A 17,622-nucleotide genomic window follows, 5' to 3' on the forward strand; every position below is an offset into this window, starting at 1 on the left:
GCGAGGTGTCTGAACATTGCAGAATCATACAGCAGTCAATACAGCACAAGCGATAATATTAAGAGATTTAGTTGATGCATTATTATTTGAAGATATAGCCGGAATTGTATCGAATAGTGAGATTACTAAAGAAAACGGACAAACGCTTTTGATATACGAACGTGAAACACAACAAATAAAGATACCTGTTTATTTTAGTGCTTTAAATATGTTTCGTTACGAAAGTTCACAACCAATTACGATAGAGGGAAGGGTGTCTAAGCAACCTTTAACGGCAGCTGAATTTTGGCAAACAATTGCTAATATGAATTGTGATCTAAGTCATGAATGGGAAGTGGCTCGCGTTGAAGAAGGACTGACTACTGCTGCCACACAGCTTGCTAAACAATTATCAGAATTAGATTTAGCGTCACATCCTTTTGTGATGTCAGAGCAGTTTGCAAGTTTAAAAGATCGTCCATTTCATCCATTAGCTAAAGAAAAAAGAGGATTAAGAGAAGCGGATTATCAAGTGTATCAAGCTGAATTAAATCAATCATTTCCTTTAATGGTTGCAGCAGTTAAAAAGACACATATGATTCATGGCGATACTGCAAATATCGATGAATTAGAAAATTTGACAGTACCTATAAAAGAACAAGCGACAGACATGTTAAATGATCAAGGGTTATCAATAGATGACTATGTACTATTTCCGGTACATCCTTGGCAATATCAGCATATTCTGCCGAACGTCTTTGCGAAAGAGATTAGTGAAAAGTTGGTTGTACTATTACCGTTAAAATTTGGAGATTATCTGTCGTCTTCAAGTATGCGTTCATTAATTGATATTGGCGCACCGTATAACCATGTCAAAGTACCATTTGCAATGCAGTCATTAGGCGCATTAAGGCTAACGCCTACGCGTTACATGAAAAACGGAGAACAAGCAGAACAATTATTACGTCAGCTTATAGAAAAAGATGAAGCACTAGCTAAGTATGTCATGGTTTGTGATGAAACAGCTTGGTGGTCATATATGGGTCAAGATAATGATATTTTCAAAGATCAATTAGGTCATCTAACTGTTCAGCTAAGAAAGTATCCCGAAGTGCTAGCCAAAAATGATACGCAACAGCTAGTGTCAATGGCAGCACTCGCGGCAAATGATCGCACTTTATATCAAATGATTTGTGGAAAAGATAATATTTCTAAAAATGATGTCATGACGTTATTTGAAGATATCGCGCAAGTCTTTTTAAAGGTAACACTATCATTTATGCAATACGGCGCATTACCAGAGTTGCATGGTCAAAATATATTGTTGTCATTTGAAGATGGACGTGTACAAAAATGCGTGTTACGTGATCATGATACTGTCAGAATTTATAAACCATGGCTAACAGCACATCAGCTTTCATTGCCGAAGTATGTCGTCAGAGAAGATACACCTAATACGCTAATTAATGAGGATTTGGAAACATTCTTTGCTTATTTTCAAACATTAGCTGTATCGGTAAATCTATATGCCATTATTGATGCAATTCAAGATTTATTTGGTGTAAGTGAGCATGAACTTATGTCGTTGTTAAAACAAATTTTAAAAAATGAAGTGGCAACTATTTCCTGGGTTACAACTGATCAGCTAGCTGTCAGACACATTTTATTTGATAAACAGACGTGGCCATTCAAACAAATTTTATTACCATTGCTATATCAACGTGATAGTGGTGGAGGTAGTATGCCTTCAGGTTTAACTACCGTACCAAATCCAATGGTGACATATGATTAATCAGTCTATATGGCGCAGTAACTTTCGCATTTTATGGCTCAGTCAGTTTATAGCGATTGCTGGACTGACAGTACTTGTGCCATTATTGCCAATTTATATGGCATCACTACAAAATCTATCAGTCGTAGAAATACAGTTGTGGAGTGGTATAGCGATTGCTGCTCCAGCTGTAACGACGATGATAGCTTCGCCGATATGGGGGAAGCTAGGTGATAAGATCAGCCGAAAATGGATGGTGTTAAGAGCGTTACTTGGTTTGGCGGTATGCTTATTTTTAATGGCATTGTGTACGACACCATTACAGTTTGTACTTGTGAGGTTATTGCAGGGACTATTTGGTGGTGTTGTTGATGCATCAAGTGCGTTTGCGAGTGCAGAGGCGCCAGCTGAAGATCGTGGAAAGGTATTAGGAAGACTGCAAAGTTCAGTCAGCGCAGGGTCTCTTGTGGGGCCATTAATTGGCGGTGTTACAGCTTCGATATTAGGTTTTAGTGCGTTACTGATGAGTATTGCCGTTATTACTTTTATTGTCTGTATTTTCGGTGCATTAAAATTGATTGAAACGACACATATGCCAAAATCACAAACACCAAATATTAATAAAGGTATTCGCCGTTCATTTCAATGTCTATTATGCACACAACAAACATGTCGATTTATTATCGTTGGCGTTTTAGCAAACTTTGCTATGTATGGCATGCTAACTGCATTATCACCACTTGCTTCATCAGTGAATCATACAGCGATAGATGACCGTAGTGTGATTGGATTTTTACAGTCCGCATTTTGGACGGCTTCGATATTAAGCGCGCCTTTATGGGGACGCTTTAATGATAAATCATATGTTAAATCAGTATATATATTTGCCACGATTGCATGTGGTTGTAGTGCGATACTGCAAGGTTTAGCGACGAATATAGAGTTTTTAATGGCTGCAAGAATACTTCAAGGATTAACATATAGTGCATTGATTCAAAGTGTCATGTTTGTTGTCGTGAATGCGTGTCATCAACAACTTAAAGGCACATTTGTTGGAACGACGAACAGTATGTTAGTTGTTGGTCAAATTATTGGCAGTCTTAGTGGCGCTGCCATTACAAGTTATACTACACCAGCTACTACGTTTATCGTTATGGGCGTAGTATTTGCAGTAAGTAGTTTATTTTTAATTTGTTCAACCATCACTAATCAAATCAACGATCACACATTAATGAAATTATGGGAGTTGAAACAAAAAAGTGCAAAATAAAGAATTAATACAACATGCAGCGTATGCGGCTATCGAACGCATTTTAAATGAATATTTTAGAGAAGAAAATTTATATCAAGTACCACCTCAAAATCATCAATGGTCTATACAATTATCAGAGCTCGAAACTTTAACGGGTGAATTTCGCTATTGGTCTGCGATGGGGCATCATATGTATCATCCAGAGGTATGGCTTATCGATGGAAAAAGTAAAAAAATAACAACTTATAAAGAAGCAATTGCGCGTATTTTGCAACATATGGCTCAAAGTGCAGATAATCAAACGGCAGTGCAACAACATATGGCGCAAATTATGTCTGACATCGATAATAGCATTCATCGCACGGCACGTTATTTGCAAAGTAACACAATAGACTACGTAGAGGATCGTTATATCGTTTCAGAACAATCTTTATACTTAGGTCATCCATTTCATCCGACTCCTAAGAGTGCAAGTGGGTTTTCAGAAGCAGATTTAGAGAAATATGCACCCGAATGTCATACATCATTCCAATTGCATTATTTAGCTGTGCATCAAGATGTTCTGCTCACGCGCTATGTAGAAGGTAAAGAAGATCAGGTTGAGAAAGTGTTGTATCAATTAGCAGACATAGATATATCAGAGATACCCAAAGATTTTATTTTATTACCAACACATCCTTATCAAATCAATGTGTTGCGACAGCATCCACAGTATATGCAATATAGTGAACAAGGTTTAATAAAAGACCTTGGCGTTTCCGGTGATTCAGTGTACCCGACGTCTTCGGTTAGAACTGTATTTTCAAAAGCATTAAACATTTATTTAAAATTACCGATACACGTTAAAATCACTAATTTTATACGTACGAATGACCTTGAACAGATTGAACGGACAATTGATGCCGCGCAAGTTATCGCATCAGTCAAAGATGAGGTTGAAACACCCCATTTTAAATTGATGTTTGAAGAAGGATATCGTGCATTGTTACCGAATCCATTAGGGCAAACAGTTGAACCTGAAATGGATTTATTAACAAATAGTGCCATGATTGTTCGTGAAGGGATACCGAATTACCATGCTGATAAAGATATTCATGTATTGGCGTCATTATTTGAAACGATGCCTGATTCACCGATGTCTAAGTTATCACAAGTGATTGAGCAAAGTGGTTTAGCACCAGAAGCATGGCTTGAATGTTATTTGAATCGTACATTATTGCCGATATTAAAGCTGTTTAGTAACACAGGCATTAGTCTAGAAGCACATGTACAAAATACATTAATTGAATTAAAAGATGGCATACCCGACGTATGCTTTGTCAGAGATCTTGAAGGCATTTGTCTATCTAGAACGATTGCTACTGAAAAACAGCTTGTGCCAAATGTTGTGGCAGCATCAAGCCCTGTTGTATATGCACATGATGAAGCATGGCATCGTCTTAAATATTACGTTGTAGTAAATCACTTAGGACATTTAGTATCAACTATTGGTAAAGCGACTAGAAATGAAGTTGTGTTATGGCAACTTGTAGCGCATCGTCTTATGACTTGGAAAAAAGAATACGCGAATAACGCAGTATTTGTTGACTGTGTAGAAGATTTATATCAAACGCCGACCATTGCGGCTAAAGCGAATTTGATGAGTAAATTGAATGATTGTGGTGCAAACCCTATTTATACACATATACCAAATCCAATTTGTCATAACAAGGAGGTATCGTATTGTGAATCAAACAATTCTTAATCGTGTAAAGACTAGAGTGATGCACCAACTGGTATCATCACTTATTTATGAGAATATTGTTGTGTATAAAGCGTCATATCAAGACGGTGTCGGTCATTTTACAATAGAAGGACATGATTCAGAGTATCGTTTTACTGCTGAAAAGACACATAGCTTTGATCGTATACGTATCACATCACCAATTGAGCGTGTCGTAGGAGATGAGGCAGATACAACAACAGACTATACACAATTATTGAGAGAGGTTGTATTTACATTTCCTAAAAATGATGAAAAGCTAGAACAATTTATTGTCGAGTTATTACAGACAGAATTAAAAGATACGCAAAGTATGCAGTATCGAGAATCAAACCCACCAGCAACACCTGAGACATTTAACGACTATGAATTTTATGCGATGGAAGGGCATCAGTATCATCCAAGTTACAAATCACGTTTAGGATTTACGTTGAGTGATAATTTGAAATTTGGTCCTGATTTTGTACCAAACGTTAAACTGCAGTGGTTAGCTATCGACAAAGATAAAGTAGAAACGACGGTATCAAGAAATGTTGTAGTTAACGAAATGTTACGTCAACAAGTTGGCGATAAGACTTATGAACATTTTGTACAGCAAATTGAAGCATCTGGCAAACATGTAAATGATGTTGAGATGATACCTGTACACCCATGGCAGTTTGAACATGTCATCCAAGTTGATTTGGCTGAAGAAAGGCTTAATGGCACAGTACTATGGTTAGGGGAAAGTGATGAGCTATATCACCCTCAACAATCGATTCGTACGATGTCGCCAATAGACACGACAAAATATTATTTAAAGGTACCAATAAGTATAACGAACACTTCAACGAAACGAGTGTTGGCGCCTCATACAATTGAAAATGCAGCGCAAATTACGGATTGGTTAAAGCAGATACAGCAACAAGATATGTATTTAAAAGATGAATTAAAGACAGTTTTTCTAGGGGAAGTCTTAGGACAGTCTTATTTAAATACACAACTTTCGCCTTATAAACAAACTCAAGTTTATGGTGCGTTAGGTGTTATATGGCGTGAAAATATATATCATATGTTAATCGATGAAGAGGATGCGATACCATTTAATGCACTTTATGCAAGTGATAAGGATGGTGTACCATTCATTGAAAATTGGATTAAACAATATGGTTCTGAAGCTTGGACAAAGCAATTTTTAGCTGTAGCGATTCGTCCAATGATTCATATGCTTTATTATCACGGTATTGCCTTTGAATCGCATGCACAAAATATGATGCTCATTCATGAAAATGGTTGGCCTACACGTATTGCCTTAAAAGATTTCCATGATGGTGTTCGTTTTAAGCGTGAGCATTTAAGTGAAGCTGCTTCACACCTGACATTAAAGCCAATGCCAGAAGCACATAAAAAAGTGAATAGTAATTCATTTATTGAAACAGATGACGAACGTTTAGTACGCGACTTTTTACATGATGCATTTTTCTTTATTAATATCGCCGAAATCATCTTATTTATTGAAAAGCAATATGGTATCGATGAGGAGCTGCAATGGCAATGGGTTAAAGGCATCATCGAGGCGTATCAAGAAGCATTTCCAGAGTTGAATAACTATCAACATTTCGATTTGTTTGAACCTACGATTCAAGTTGAAAAGTTAACGACACGTCGATTATTAAGTGACTCCGAGTTAAGAATTCATCATGTTACAAATCCATTAGGTGTAGGAGGTATCAATGATGCAACAACTATCTCTGAAACATAGATTAAACAATGGTGATTCAGTTTATGGCATTTTTAATTCTATACCGGACCCATTGATGATCGAGGTTATCGCAGCAAGCGGGTATGACTTTGTTGTGATTGATACAGAACACGTGGCGATTAATGATGAGACACTAGCGCATTTAATTCGTGCAGCTGAAGCAGCGCATATTATACCAATTGTACGTGTCACTGCAGTGATAGATAGAGATATCATTAAAGTGTTGGATATGGGTGCGAGAGGTATTATTGTGCCACACGTTAAAGATCGTGAGACAGTTGAGCATATTGTGAAATTAAGTCGTTATTACCCGCAAGGATTAAGAAGTTTGAATGGTGGTCGCATGGCAAGATTTGGACGTACACCATTACTTGATGCAATGGAGATGGCTAATGAGCATATTATGGTGATTGCCATGATAGAAGATGTTGAAGGGGTTATGGCCATTGACGATATAGCACAAGTCGAAGGTTTAGACATGATAGTCGAAGGTGCCGCAGATTTATCGCAGTCACTTGGCATACCATGGCAAACGCGTGATGATCAAGTAACATCACATGTTCAACATATTTTTGAAGTTGTGAATGCACATGGTAAACATTTTTGTGCATTACCACGTGAAGATGAAGATATTGCAAAATGGCAGGCACAAGGTGTACAAACATTTATTTTAGGTGATGATCGCGGAAAAATATATCGCCATTTAAGTGCATCTCTAGCGACGTCTAAACAGAAAGGGGATGAAGGCTAATGCGTATAGTTCAACCTGTTATTGAACAATTAAAAGCACAATCTCATCCAGTTTGTCATTATATCTATGATTTAGTCGGACTGGAACATCATTTGCAACATATTACATCGTCATTGCCGAGTAATTGTCAAATGTACTATGCAATGAAAGCAAATAGTGAACGAAAAATCCTAGATACAATTAGTCAGTATGTTGAAGGATTCGAAGTTGCATCTCAAGGTGAAATAGCAAAAGGTCTTGCTTTTAAACCAGCAAATCATATTATTTTTGGTGGCCCTGGTAAGACAGACGAGGAACTAAGATATGCAGTAAGTGAAGGTGTTCAGCGTATTCATGTTGAAAGTATGCATGAATTACAACGGCTAAATGCCATCTTAGAAGATGAAGATAAGACACAACACATTTTATTGCGTGTTAATTTAGCAGGACCATTTCCCAATGCAACGTTGCATATGGCAGGACGCCCAACACAATTTGGTATTTCTGAAGACGAAGTTGATGATGTCATTGAAGCTGCGCTCGCAATGCCAAAGATTCATCTAGATGGATTTCATTTTCATTCTATTTCTAACAATTTAGACTCGAATTTACATGTCGATGTAGTGAAACTTTATTTTAAAAAAGCAAAGGCATGGTCTGAAAAACATCGATTTCCACTCAAACATATCAATCTTGGTGGTGGCATAGGCGTTAACTATGCAGATTTAACTAACCAATTTGAATGGGATAATTTTGTAGAACGTTTTAAAACACTTATCGTTGAGCAAGAAATGGAAGATGTGACATTGAACTTTGAATGTGGGCGCTTTATTGTGGCACATATTGGTTACTATGTGACAGAAGTGCTAGACATTAAGAAAGTACATGGTGCTTGGTATGCCATATTAAGAGGAGGTACGCAACAATTTAGACTGCCGGTATCTTGGCAACATAACCATCCTTTTGACATTTATCGCTATAAGGACAATCCATATTCATTTGAAAAAGTTTCAATTTCGAGACAGGACACAACGTTAGTCGGTCAATTATGTACACCGAAAGATGTCTTTGCTAGAGAAGTACAGATAGACGCAATCAGTACAGGCGACGTTATTGTTTTCAAATATGCAGGTGCATACGGATGGTCTATTTCACATCACGATTTCTTAAGCCATCCACATCCTGAATTTATTTATTTAACACAAACAAAGGAGGATGAATAACTATTGAATCATATTCATGAACATTTAAAATTGGTACCAGTAGATAAGATTGATCTTCACGAAACATTCGAACCTTTAAGATTGGAAAAAACGAAAAGTAGTATTGAAGCAGATGATTTTATACGTCATCCTATTTTAGTGACAGCGATGCAACATGGTAGATATATGGTTATAGATGGTGTGCATCGGTATACAAGTTTGAAAGCGTTAGGATGTAAGAAAGTTCCAGTGCAAGAAATCCATGAAACACAATATTCAATTAGTACATGGCAACATAAAGTTCCATTTGGTGTGTGGTGGGAAACGTTACAACAAGAACATCGCTTGCCATGGACTACTGAGACAAGACAAGAAGCGCCATTTATTACAATGTGTCATGGTGATACAGAACAATATTTGTATACAAAAGATTTAGGCGAAGCACATTTTCAAGTATGGGAAAAGGTTGTCGCAAGTTATAGTGGTTGTTGTTCTGTAGAGAGAATTGCACAAGGTACATATCCTTGTCTTTCTCAACAAGATGTACTCATGAAGTATCAGCCATTGAGTTATAAGGAAATTGAAGCGGTTGTTCATAAAGGGGAAACTGTGCCAGCAGGTGTGACACGCTTTAATATTTCAGGACGATGTCTTAATCTTCAAGTACCACTGGCATTACTTAAACAAGATGATGATGTTGAACAACTGCGCAATTGGAAGCAGTTTTTAGCAGATAAGTTTGCCAATATGAGATGCTATACTGAAAAAGTATACTTGGTGGAGCAATAGTTTTACTGTGATGTTGAGGGAAATATGATGATTTAGCGTATTGATAGCGAAAATATAATAAAACAATATAGTGTGGAGAACTTTTGATATTTTATAAATATTGAAGTTCTCCATTTTTGTATTTTGCATATAAAAATTAAATAAAATAAGGTATATTAAGGTAAAGTATAAATTTTAAATAAATGGGGAATGAGTATGAGCTCAATTATAGGAAAAATAGCAATTTGGATAGGCATCGTAGCTCAAATATATTTTAGTGTCGTTTTTGTTAGGATGATATCTATTAATATTGCTGGAGGATCTGATTACGAAACAATTTTTTTATTAGGATTAATATTGGCTCTTTTCACTGTTTTACCAACCATCTTTACTGCGATTTATATGGAAAGTTACTCTGTAATCGGAGGTGCACTTTTTATTGTTTATGCTATTATTGCACTGTGTTTATATAATTTCCTTTCGTCAATTTTATGGCTGATTGGTGGTATTTTGCTGATTTGGAATAAATACTCAAAAGATGAATCGACAGACGAAAATGAAAAAGTTGATATTGAAAGTACAGAGAATCAATTTGAATCTAAAGATAAAATCACTAAAGAATAAAGAGAATATTTAAGGTAAAGTATAAATTTTAAATAAATGGGGAATAGACATGGAAAAAAATGTAGAAAAATCATTCATAAAGATAGGTTTATATTTTCAAATAGCTTATATAGTACTCATGGCTATAACTTTATGTGGGTTTGTAATTTGCTATGGACTAATTTTCGGCCTTTTCTATTTATTATCAGGTAGCAGAGCTGATTATTTAATAGTAACAATAGTTATATCGGCAATAATTTCTATATTTGTAATTATACTTTCAATCGTACCTGTCATCGTATTGGCATCTGACTTATTTAAAGAAAGGATTTCAAAAGGTGTCATATTAATTGTATTGGCTATTATCGCTTTAGTATTATGCAACTTTGTATCTGCAATACTCTGGTTTGTTTCAGCCATATCTATTTTAGGTAGAAAAAAATTAGTAGCTGCAGCAGATACTACCACTATTCAAAAAAGTAAAGGGAACGCAAATCAAGCATCACATAAAGACACGTGTAAAAAGGAACTTGATAGTCAAGACATGATGGAACATCCTGAGGTTAAAAATCCCACGACTAAAAACCTTGAAGGATTTAACGAAGAAATACATAAAGATGAAGCTACAACTAAAGTTGTCAGTGATAACACGGAACCGCCTATTGAATCAAAAGACCATGTCTCGAAAAAAGATTGATGACAAACTAATCGAGAGACTTAAAAAAATAATATTCAACATAAGAACTTTTAAAACGACATTTAAACGCATTGCCAATCACTAATGGTAGTGCGTTTAACTATACCTTAAATATCTGAATATTTTGTTAAATGGAGCTACCTTTGTTGTACTATTCAAATGAAGAGGAGTAAAATGTAATTAAAGGAAAGAAATTTGAGGAGTGATCTTTATGACAAACAACAAAGTAGCATTAGTAACTGGCGGAGCACAAGGGATTGGTTTTAAAATTGCAGAACGTTTAGTGGAAGATGGTTTCAAAGTAGCAGTTGTTGATTTCAATGAAGAAGGGGCAAAAGCAGCTGCACTTAAATTATCAAGTGATGGTACAAAAGCTATTGCTATCAAAGCAGATGTATCAAACCGTGATGATGTATTTAACGCAGTAAGACAAACTGCCGCGCAATTTGGCGATTTCCATGTCATGGTTAACAATGCCGGCCTTGGACCAACAACACCAATCGATACAATTACTGAAGAACAGTTTAAAACAGTATATGGCGTGAACGTTGCAGGTGTGCTATGGGGTATTCAAGCCGCACATGAACAATTTAAAAAATTCAATCATGGCGGTAAAATTATCAATGCAACATCTCAAGCAGGCGTTGAGGGTAACCCAGGCTTGTCTTTATATTGCAGTACAAAATTCGCAGTGCGAGGTTTAACACAAGTAGCCGCACAAGATTTAGCGTCTGAAGGTATTACTGTGAATGCATTCGCACCTGGTATCGTTCAAACACCAATGATGGAAAGTATCGCAGTGGCAACAGCCGAAGAAGCAGGTAAACCTGAAGCATGGGGTTGGGAACAATTTACAAGTCAGATTGCTTTGGGCAGAGTTTCTCAACCAGAAGATGTTTCAAATGTAGTGAGCTTCTTAGCTGGTAAAGACTCTGATTACATTACTGGACAAACAATTATTGTAGATGGTGGTATGAGATTCCGTTAATAATCATCCACTAATGATAAATAAATCCTTATTGTTAAGTTTAATCACTTAGCAGTAAGGATTTTTTAGTGCACTTAGAAGGGAGTGTATTGGTAGAAAATTAATAAGCGAAGTTCTTAAGTGAGTTATGATGTCACAGTCTAATGCATCAGTTGAAAGCATTATTAGTATTAACACACCCAAGATATTATAAAACATCACAAAAACACCACTATCTAATTTATCTCAATAAAAATTCACAAAGTTATCTCATTTTATTTTTATAAATAAAAAATATCGATAAAAAGCTTACAATACTTTATGTTTTTATGATATATTTTTAATGTATAAATGAGGTGGAAGATTTGGAAAGAGTTTTGATAACTGGTGGGGCTGGTTTTATTGGGTCGCATTTAGTAGATGATTTACAACAAGATTATGATGTTTATGTTCTAGATAACTATAGAACAGGTAAACGAGAAAATATTAAAAGTTTGGCTGACGATCATGTGTTTGAATTAGATATTCGTGAATATGATGCAGTTGAACAAATCATGAAGACATATCAATTTGATTATGTTATTCATTTAGCAGCATTAGTTAGTGTTGCTGAGTCGGTTGAGAAACCTATCTTATCTCAAGAAATAAACGTCGTAGCAACATTAAGATTGTTAGAAATCATTAAAAAATATAATAATCATATAAAACGTTTTATCTTTGCTTCGTCAGCAGCTGTTTATGGTGATCTTCCTGATTTGCCTAAAAGTGATCAATCATTAATCTTACCATTATCACCATATGCAATAGATAAATATTACGGCGAACGGACGACATTAAATTATTGTTCGTTATATAACATACCAACAGCGGTTGTTAAATTTTTTAATGTATTTGGGCCAAGACAGGATCCTAAGTCACAATATTCAGGTGTGATTTCAAAGATGTTCGATTCATTTGAGCATAACAAGCCATTTACATTTTTTGGTGACGGACTGCAAACTAGAGATTTTGTATATGTATATGATGTTGTTCAATCTGTACGCTTAATTATGGAACACAAAGATGCAATTGGACACGGTTATAACATTGGTACAGGCACTTTTACTAATTTATTAGAGGTTTATCGTATTATTGGTGAATTATATGGAAAATCAGTCGAGCATGAATTTAAAGAAGCACGAAAAGGAGATATTAAGCATTCTTATGCAGATATTTCTAACTTAAAGGCATTAGGATTTGTTCCTAAATATACAGTAGAAACAGGTTTAAAGGATTACTTTAATTTTGAGGTAGATAATATTGAAGAAGTTACAGCTAAAGAAGTGGAAATGTCGTGAAAATGACATTGAAGCTGTCCATAATAATAAGGGTTATGCCTATCAAAGAAAATTAGACAAACTAGAAGAAGTGAGAAAAAGCTATTACCCAATTAAACGTGCGATTGACTTAATTTTAAGCATTGTTTTATTATTTTTAACTTTACCGATTATGGTTATATTCGCCATTGCTATCGTCATAGATTCGCCAGGAAACCCTATTTATAGTCAGGTTAGAGTTGGGAAGATGGGTAAATTAATTAAAATATACAAATTACGTTCGATGTGCAAAAACGCAGAGAAAAACGGTGCGCAATGGGCTGATAAAGATGATGATCGTATAACAAATGTCGGGAAGTTTATTCGTAAAACACGCATTGATGAATTACCACAACTAATTAATGTTGTTAAAGGGGAAATGAGTTTTATTGGACCACGCCCGGAACGTCCGGAATTTGTAGAATTATTTAGTTCAGAAGTGATAGGTTTCGAGCAAAGATGTCTTGTTACACCAGGGTTAACAGGACTTGCGCAAATTCAAGGTGGATATGACTTAACACCGCAACAAAAACTGAAATATGACATGAAATATATACATAAAGGTAGTTTAATGATGGAACTATATATATCAATTAGAACATTGATGGTTGTTATTACAGGGGAAGGCTCAAGGTAGTCTTAATTTACTTAATAAGTTCAAATAAAAGTTATATTTTAAAGATTGTGACCAATTGTTACAGTATAACGAGGAATCCCTTGAGACAGTATCAAATGGCATTAAGAAATATGTGCCATCATTGATTTGCATGGCTATAAATACTATTCATCTGATGAGATAGCCATGTTAAGAAATTGAAAGTATAGCATTAAAGGGGTTTGTAACAGTTGAAAATTATATATTGTATTACTAAAGCAGACAATGGTGGTGCACAAACACATCTCATTCAACTCGCCAACCATTTTTGCGTACACAATGATGTTTATGTCATTGTAGGCAATCATGGACCAATGATTGAACAACTAGATGCAAGAGTTAATGTAATTATTATCGAACATTTAGTAGGTCCAATTGACTTTAAACAAGATATTTTAGCTGTCAAAGTGTTAGCACAGTTATTCTCGAAAATTAAACCTGATGTTATCCATTTACATTCTTCCAAAGCTGGAACGGTCGGACGAATTGCGAAGTTCATTTCGAAATCGAAAGACACACGTATAGTTTTTACTGCACATGGATGGGCTTTTACAGAGGGTGTTAAACCAGCTAAAAAATTTCTATATTTAGTTATCGAAAAATTAATGTCACTTATTACAGATAGCATTATTTGTGTTTCAGATTTCGATAAACAGTTAGCGTTAAAATATCGATTTAATCGATTGAAATTAACCACAATACATAATGGTATTGCAGATGTTCCCGCTGTTAAGCAAACGCTAAAAAGCCAATCACATAACAATATTGGCGAAGTAGTTGGAATGTTGCCTAATAAACAAGATTTACAGATTAATGCCCCGACAAAGCATCAATTTGTTATGATTGCAAGATTTGCTTATCCAAAATTGCCACAAAATCTAATCGCGGCAATAGAGATATTGAAATTACATAACAGTAATCATGCGCATTTTACATTTATAGGCGATGGACCTACATTAAATGATTGTCAGCAACAAGTTGTACAAGCTGGGTTAGAAAATGATGTCACATTTTTGGGCAATGTCATTAATGCGAGTCATTTATTATCACAATACGATACGTTTATTTTAATAAGTAAGCATGAAGGTTTGCCAATTAGCATTATAGAAGCTATGGCTACAGGTTTGCCTGTTATAGCCAGTCATGTTGGCGGTATTTCAGAATTAGTAGCTGATAATGGTATATGTATGATGAACAACCAACCCGAAACTATTGCTAAAGTCCTGGAAAAATATTTAATAGACAGTGATTACATCAAAATGAGTAATCAATCTAGAAAACGTTATTTAGAATGTTTTACTGAGGAGAAAATGATTAAAGAAGTGGAAGACGTTTATAATGGAAAATCAACACAATAGTAAATTACTAACATTGTTACTTATCGGTTTAGCGGTTTTTATTCAGCAATCTTCGGTTATTGCCGGTGTGAATGTTTCTATAGCTGACTTTATCACATTACTAATATTAGTTTATTTACTGTTTTTCGCTAACCATTTATTAAAGGCAAATCATTTTTTACAGTTTTTCATTATTTTGTATACATATCGTATGATTATTACGCTTTGTTTGCTATTTTTTGATGATTTGATATTTATTACGGTTAAGGAAGTTCTTGCATCTACAGTTAAATATGCATTTGTAGTCATTTATTTCTATTTAGGGATGATCATCTTTAAGTTAGGTAATAGCAAAAAAGTGATCGTTACCTCTTATATTATAAGCAGTGTGACTATAGGTCTATTTTGTATTATAGCTGGTTTGAACAAGTCCCCTTTACTAATGAAATTGTTATATTTTGATGAAATACGTTCAAAAGGATTAATGAATGACCCTAACTATTTCGCGATGACACAGATTATTACATTGGTACTTGCTTACAAGTATATTCATAATTACATATTCAAGGTCCTTGCATGTGGTATTTTGCTATGGTCTTTAACTACAACGGGGTCTAAGACTGCGTTTATCATATTAATCGTCTTAGCCATTTATTTCTTTATTAAAAAGTTATTTAGTAGAAATGCGGTAAGTGTTGTGAGTATGTCAGTGATTATGCTGATATTACTTTGTTTTACCTTTTATAATATCAACTACTATTTATTCCAATTAAGCGACCTTGATGCCTTACCGTCATTAGATCGAATGGCGTCTATTTTTGAAGAGGGCTTTGCATCATTAAATGATAGTGGGTCTGAGCGAAGTGTTGTATGGATAAATGCCATTTCAGTAATTAAATATACACTAGGTTTTGGTGTCGGATTAGTGGATTATGTACATATTGGCTCGCAAATTAATGGTATTTTACTTGTTGCCCATAATACATATTTGCAGATCTTTGCGGAATGGGGCATTTTATTCGGTGCATTATTTATCATATTTATGCTTTATTTACTGTTTGAATTATTTAGATTTAACATTTCTGGGAAAAATGTAACAGCAATTGTTGTAATGTTGACGATGCTGATTTACTTTTTAACAGTATCATTTAATAACTCAAGATATGTCGCTTTTATTTTAGGAATTATCGTCTTTATTGTTCAATATGAAAAGATGGAAAGGGATCGTAATGAAGAGTGATTCACTAAAAGAAAATATTATTTATCAAGGGCTATACCAATTGATTAGAACGATGACACCACTGATTACAATACCCATTATTTCACGTGCATTTGGTCCCAGTGGTGTGGGTATTGTTTCATTTTCTTTCAATATCGTGCAATACTTTTTGATGATTGCAAGTGTTGGCGTTCAGTTATATTTTAATAGAGTTATCGCGAAGTCCGTTAACGACAAACGGCAATTGTCACAGCAGTTTTGGGATATCTTTGTCAGTAAATTATTTTTAGCGTTAACAGTTTTTGCGATGTATATGGTCGTAATTACTATATTTATTGATGATTACTATCTTATTTTCCTACTACAAGGAATCTATATTATAGGTGCAGCACTCGATATTTCATGGTTTTATGCTGGAACTGAAAAGTTTAAAATTCCTAGCCTCAGTAATATTGTTGCGTCTGGTATTGTATTAAGTGTAGTTGTTATTTTTGTCAAAGATCAATCAGATTTATCATTGTATGTATTTACTATTGCTATTGTGACGGTATTAAACCAATTACCTTTGTTTATCTATTTAAAACGATACATTAGCTTTGTTTCGGTTAATTGGATACACGTCTGGCAATTGTTTCGTTCGTCATTAGCATACTTATTACCAAATGGACAGCTCAACTTATATACTAGTATTTCTTGCGTTGTTCTTGGTTTAGTAGGTACATACCAACAAGTTGGTATCTTTTCTAACGCATTTAATATTTTAACGGTCGCAATCATAATGATTAATACATTTGATCTTGTAATGATTCCGCGTATTACCAAAATGTCTATCCAGCAATCACATAGTTTAACTAAAACGTTAGCTAATAATATGAATATTCAATTGATATTAACAATACCTATGGTCTTTGGTTTAATTGCAATTATGCCATCATTTTATTTATGGTTCTTTGGTGAGGAATTCGCATCAACTGTCCCATTGATGACCATTTTAGCGATACTTGTATTAATCATTCCTTTAAATATGTTGATAAGCAGGCAATATTTATTAATAGTGAATAAAATAAGATTATATAATGCGTCAATTACTATTGGTGCAGTGATAAACCTAGTATTATGTATTATTTTGATATATTTTTATGGAATTTACGGTGCTGCTATTGCGCGTTTAATTACAGAGTTTTTCTTGCTCATTTGGCGATTTATTGATATTACTAAAATCAATGTGAAGTTGAATATTGTAAGTACGATTCAATGTGTCATTGCTGCTGTTATGATGTTTATTGTGCTTGGTGTGGTCAATCATTATTTGCCCCCTACAATGTACGCTACGCTGCTATTAATTGCGATTGGTATAGTAGTTTATCTTTTATTAATGATGACTATGAAAAATCAATACGTATGGCAAATATTGAGGCATCTTCGACATAAAACAATTTAAGTACCGGTAATGCTATACTTTAGAAAATTAAGATTAAGAAGAAAAGGCAATTTCTTATTGAAAAATGGAAGTTGTCTTTTTTAATTCTCTTTAAAAGCGGGAAACAAAAGCAGTTAAATGCCTTTTTGCATTCAATATTAAAT

Annotated in this window: 16 protein-coding genes; all 16 read left to right on the forward strand. The window is 34.6% G+C overall.

The features are described 5' to 3' along the window. The first annotated feature begins 16 nt into the window (after positions 1-16). The 16 genes from sbnC to JG553_RS11320 all read left to right on the forward strand — a co-directional run bounded on the left by sbnC (position 17) and on the right by JG553_RS11320 (position 17,479). Entirely contained in the window at positions 17-1,771 is a 1,755-nt protein-coding gene (sbnC, locus tag JG553_RS11245) for a staphyloferrin B biosynthesis protein SbnC (protein WP_001179384.1), read from the forward strand. After that, positions 1,764-3,020, forward strand: a complete 1,257-nt coding sequence (sbnD, locus tag JG553_RS11250) for a staphyloferrin B export MFS transporter (protein ID WP_000610051.1) — start codon at positions 1,764-1,766, stop codon at positions 3,018-3,020. The genes sbnC and sbnD overlap by 8 nt, the downstream gene beginning before the upstream one ends. After that, positions 3,010-4,746 carry an L-2,3-diaminopropanoate--citrate ligase SbnE gene (gene sbnE / locus JG553_RS11255; RefSeq protein ID WP_001179888.1) on the forward strand — a complete coding sequence of 579 codons (1,737 nt, stop codon included), beginning with the start codon at positions 3,010-3,012 and terminating at the stop codon, positions 4,744-4,746. The genes sbnD and sbnE overlap by 11 nt, the downstream gene beginning before the upstream one ends. Next, entirely contained in the window at positions 4,655-6,505 is a 1,851-nt protein-coding gene (gene sbnF / locus JG553_RS11260) for a 3-(L-alanin-3-ylcarbamoyl)-2-[(2-aminoethylcarbamoyl)methyl]-2-hydroxypropanoate synthase SbnF (RefSeq protein WP_001795559.1), read from the forward strand. The genes sbnE and sbnF overlap by 92 nt, the downstream gene beginning before the upstream one ends. After that, the gene (sbnG, locus tag JG553_RS11265) at positions 6,480-7,256 is read left to right on the forward strand and encodes a staphyloferrin B biosynthesis citrate synthase SbnG (RefSeq protein WP_001186806.1); all 777 of its coding nucleotides are present in this window, start codon (positions 6,480-6,482) and stop codon (positions 7,254-7,256) included. Before sbnF ends, sbnG begins: the two co-directional genes overlap by 26 nt. Beyond that, entirely contained in the window at positions 7,256-8,458 is a 1,203-nt protein-coding gene (gene sbnH, locus JG553_RS11270) for a staphyloferrin B biosynthesis decarboxylase SbnH (RefSeq protein ID WP_001223700.1), read from the forward strand. Before sbnG ends, sbnH begins: the two co-directional genes overlap by 1 nt. A 3-nt stretch (positions 8,459-8,461) precedes the next feature. Beyond that, the gene (gene sbnI / locus JG553_RS11275) at positions 8,462-9,226 is read left to right on the forward strand and encodes a bifunctional transcriptional regulator/O-phospho-L-serine synthase SbnI (RefSeq protein ID WP_001015549.1); all 765 of its coding nucleotides are present in this window, start codon (positions 8,462-8,464) and stop codon (positions 9,224-9,226) included. Between the two features lie 195 nt (positions 9,227-9,421). Beyond that, entirely contained in the window at positions 9,422-9,829 is a 408-nt protein-coding gene (locus tag JG553_RS11280; protein WP_000094899.1) for a hypothetical protein, read from the forward strand. 49 nt (positions 9,830-9,878) lie between these two features. After that, on the forward strand, positions 9,879-10,505 hold the full coding sequence (locus JG553_RS11285) for an MFS transporter (protein WP_000414628.1): 627 nt from the start codon (positions 9,879-9,881) through the stop codon (positions 10,503-10,505). A gap of 211 nt (positions 10,506-10,716) precedes the next feature. Continuing rightward, positions 10,717-11,493: a (S)-acetoin forming diacetyl reductase gene (locus JG553_RS11290; protein WP_000183771.1), complete on the forward strand. Its 777-nt coding sequence runs from the start codon at positions 10,717-10,719 to the stop codon at positions 11,491-11,493. 143 nt (positions 11,494-11,636) lie between these two features. Next, complete coding sequence (locus JG553_RS11295; protein WP_001789407.1) at positions 11,637-11,759, forward strand: hypothetical protein; 123 nt, start codon at positions 11,637-11,639, stop codon at positions 11,757-11,759. A gap of 69 nt (positions 11,760-11,828) precedes the next feature. Further along, positions 11,829-12,809, forward strand: a complete 981-nt coding sequence (locus tag JG553_RS11300; protein ID WP_001789408.1) for an NAD-dependent epimerase/dehydratase family protein — start codon at positions 11,829-11,831, stop codon at positions 12,807-12,809. Further along, the gene (locus tag JG553_RS11305; protein ID WP_000736084.1) at positions 12,772-13,464 is read left to right on the forward strand and encodes a sugar transferase; all 693 of its coding nucleotides are present in this window, start codon (positions 12,772-12,774) and stop codon (positions 13,462-13,464) included. Before JG553_RS11300 ends, JG553_RS11305 begins: the two co-directional genes overlap by 38 nt. A gap of 209 nt (positions 13,465-13,673) precedes the next feature. Continuing rightward, positions 13,674-14,840 (forward strand): glycosyltransferase family 4 protein, encoded by a 1,167-nt coding sequence (locus JG553_RS11310; protein WP_000692514.1) that lies wholly within the window; start codon positions 13,674-13,676, stop codon positions 14,838-14,840. Continuing rightward, a complete protein-coding gene (locus JG553_RS11315) occupies positions 14,821-16,059 on the forward strand; it encodes an O-antigen ligase family protein (RefSeq protein WP_000431234.1) in 1,239 nt (412 codons plus the stop codon). Before JG553_RS11310 ends, JG553_RS11315 begins: the two co-directional genes overlap by 20 nt. Further along, positions 16,049-17,479 carry an oligosaccharide flippase family protein gene (locus tag JG553_RS11320; RefSeq protein WP_000834084.1) on the forward strand — a complete coding sequence of 477 codons (1,431 nt, stop codon included), beginning with the start codon at positions 16,049-16,051 and terminating at the stop codon, positions 17,477-17,479. Before JG553_RS11315 ends, JG553_RS11320 begins: the two co-directional genes overlap by 11 nt. Positions 17,480-17,622 lie beyond the last annotated feature (143 nt).

Source organism: Staphylococcus sp. T93, from assembly GCF_016743875.1.
GTDB classification, from domain to species: Bacteria; Bacillota; Bacilli; order Staphylococcales; family Staphylococcaceae; genus Staphylococcus; species Staphylococcus aureus.

Bases quoted from the DNA above. Each gene is read 5' to 3' on its own strand.
- sbnD (WP_000610051.1), top strand. From the start codon at position 1,764: ATGATTAATCAGTCTATATGGCGCAGTAACTTTCGCATTTTATGGCTC.
- sbnF (WP_001795559.1), top strand. From the start codon at position 4,655: ATGATTGTGGTGCAAACCCTATTTATACACATATACCAAATCCAATTT.
- sbnG (WP_001186806.1), top strand. From the start codon at position 6,480: ATGCAACAACTATCTCTGAAACATAGATTAAACAATGGTGATTCAGTT.
- sbnH (WP_001223700.1), top strand. From the start codon at position 7,256: ATGCGTATAGTTCAACCTGTTATTGAACAATTAAAAGCACAATCTCAT.
- JG553_RS11280 (WP_000094899.1), top strand. From the start codon at position 9,422: ATGAGCTCAATTATAGGAAAAATAGCAATTTGGATAGGCATCGTAGCT.
- JG553_RS11285 (WP_000414628.1), top strand. From the start codon at position 9,879: ATGGAAAAAAATGTAGAAAAATCATTCATAAAGATAGGTTTATATTTT.
- JG553_RS11290 (WP_000183771.1), top strand. From the start codon at position 10,717: ATGACAAACAACAAAGTAGCATTAGTAACTGGCGGAGCACAAGGGATT.
- JG553_RS11295 (WP_001789407.1), top strand. From the start codon at position 11,637: ATGCATCAGTTGAAAGCATTATTAGTATTAACACACCCAAGATATTAT.
- JG553_RS11315 (WP_000431234.1), top strand. From the start codon at position 14,821: ATGGAAAATCAACACAATAGTAAATTACTAACATTGTTACTTATCGGT.
- JG553_RS11320 (WP_000834084.1), top strand. From the start codon at position 16,049: ATGAAGAGTGATTCACTAAAAGAAAATATTATTTATCAAGGGCTATAC.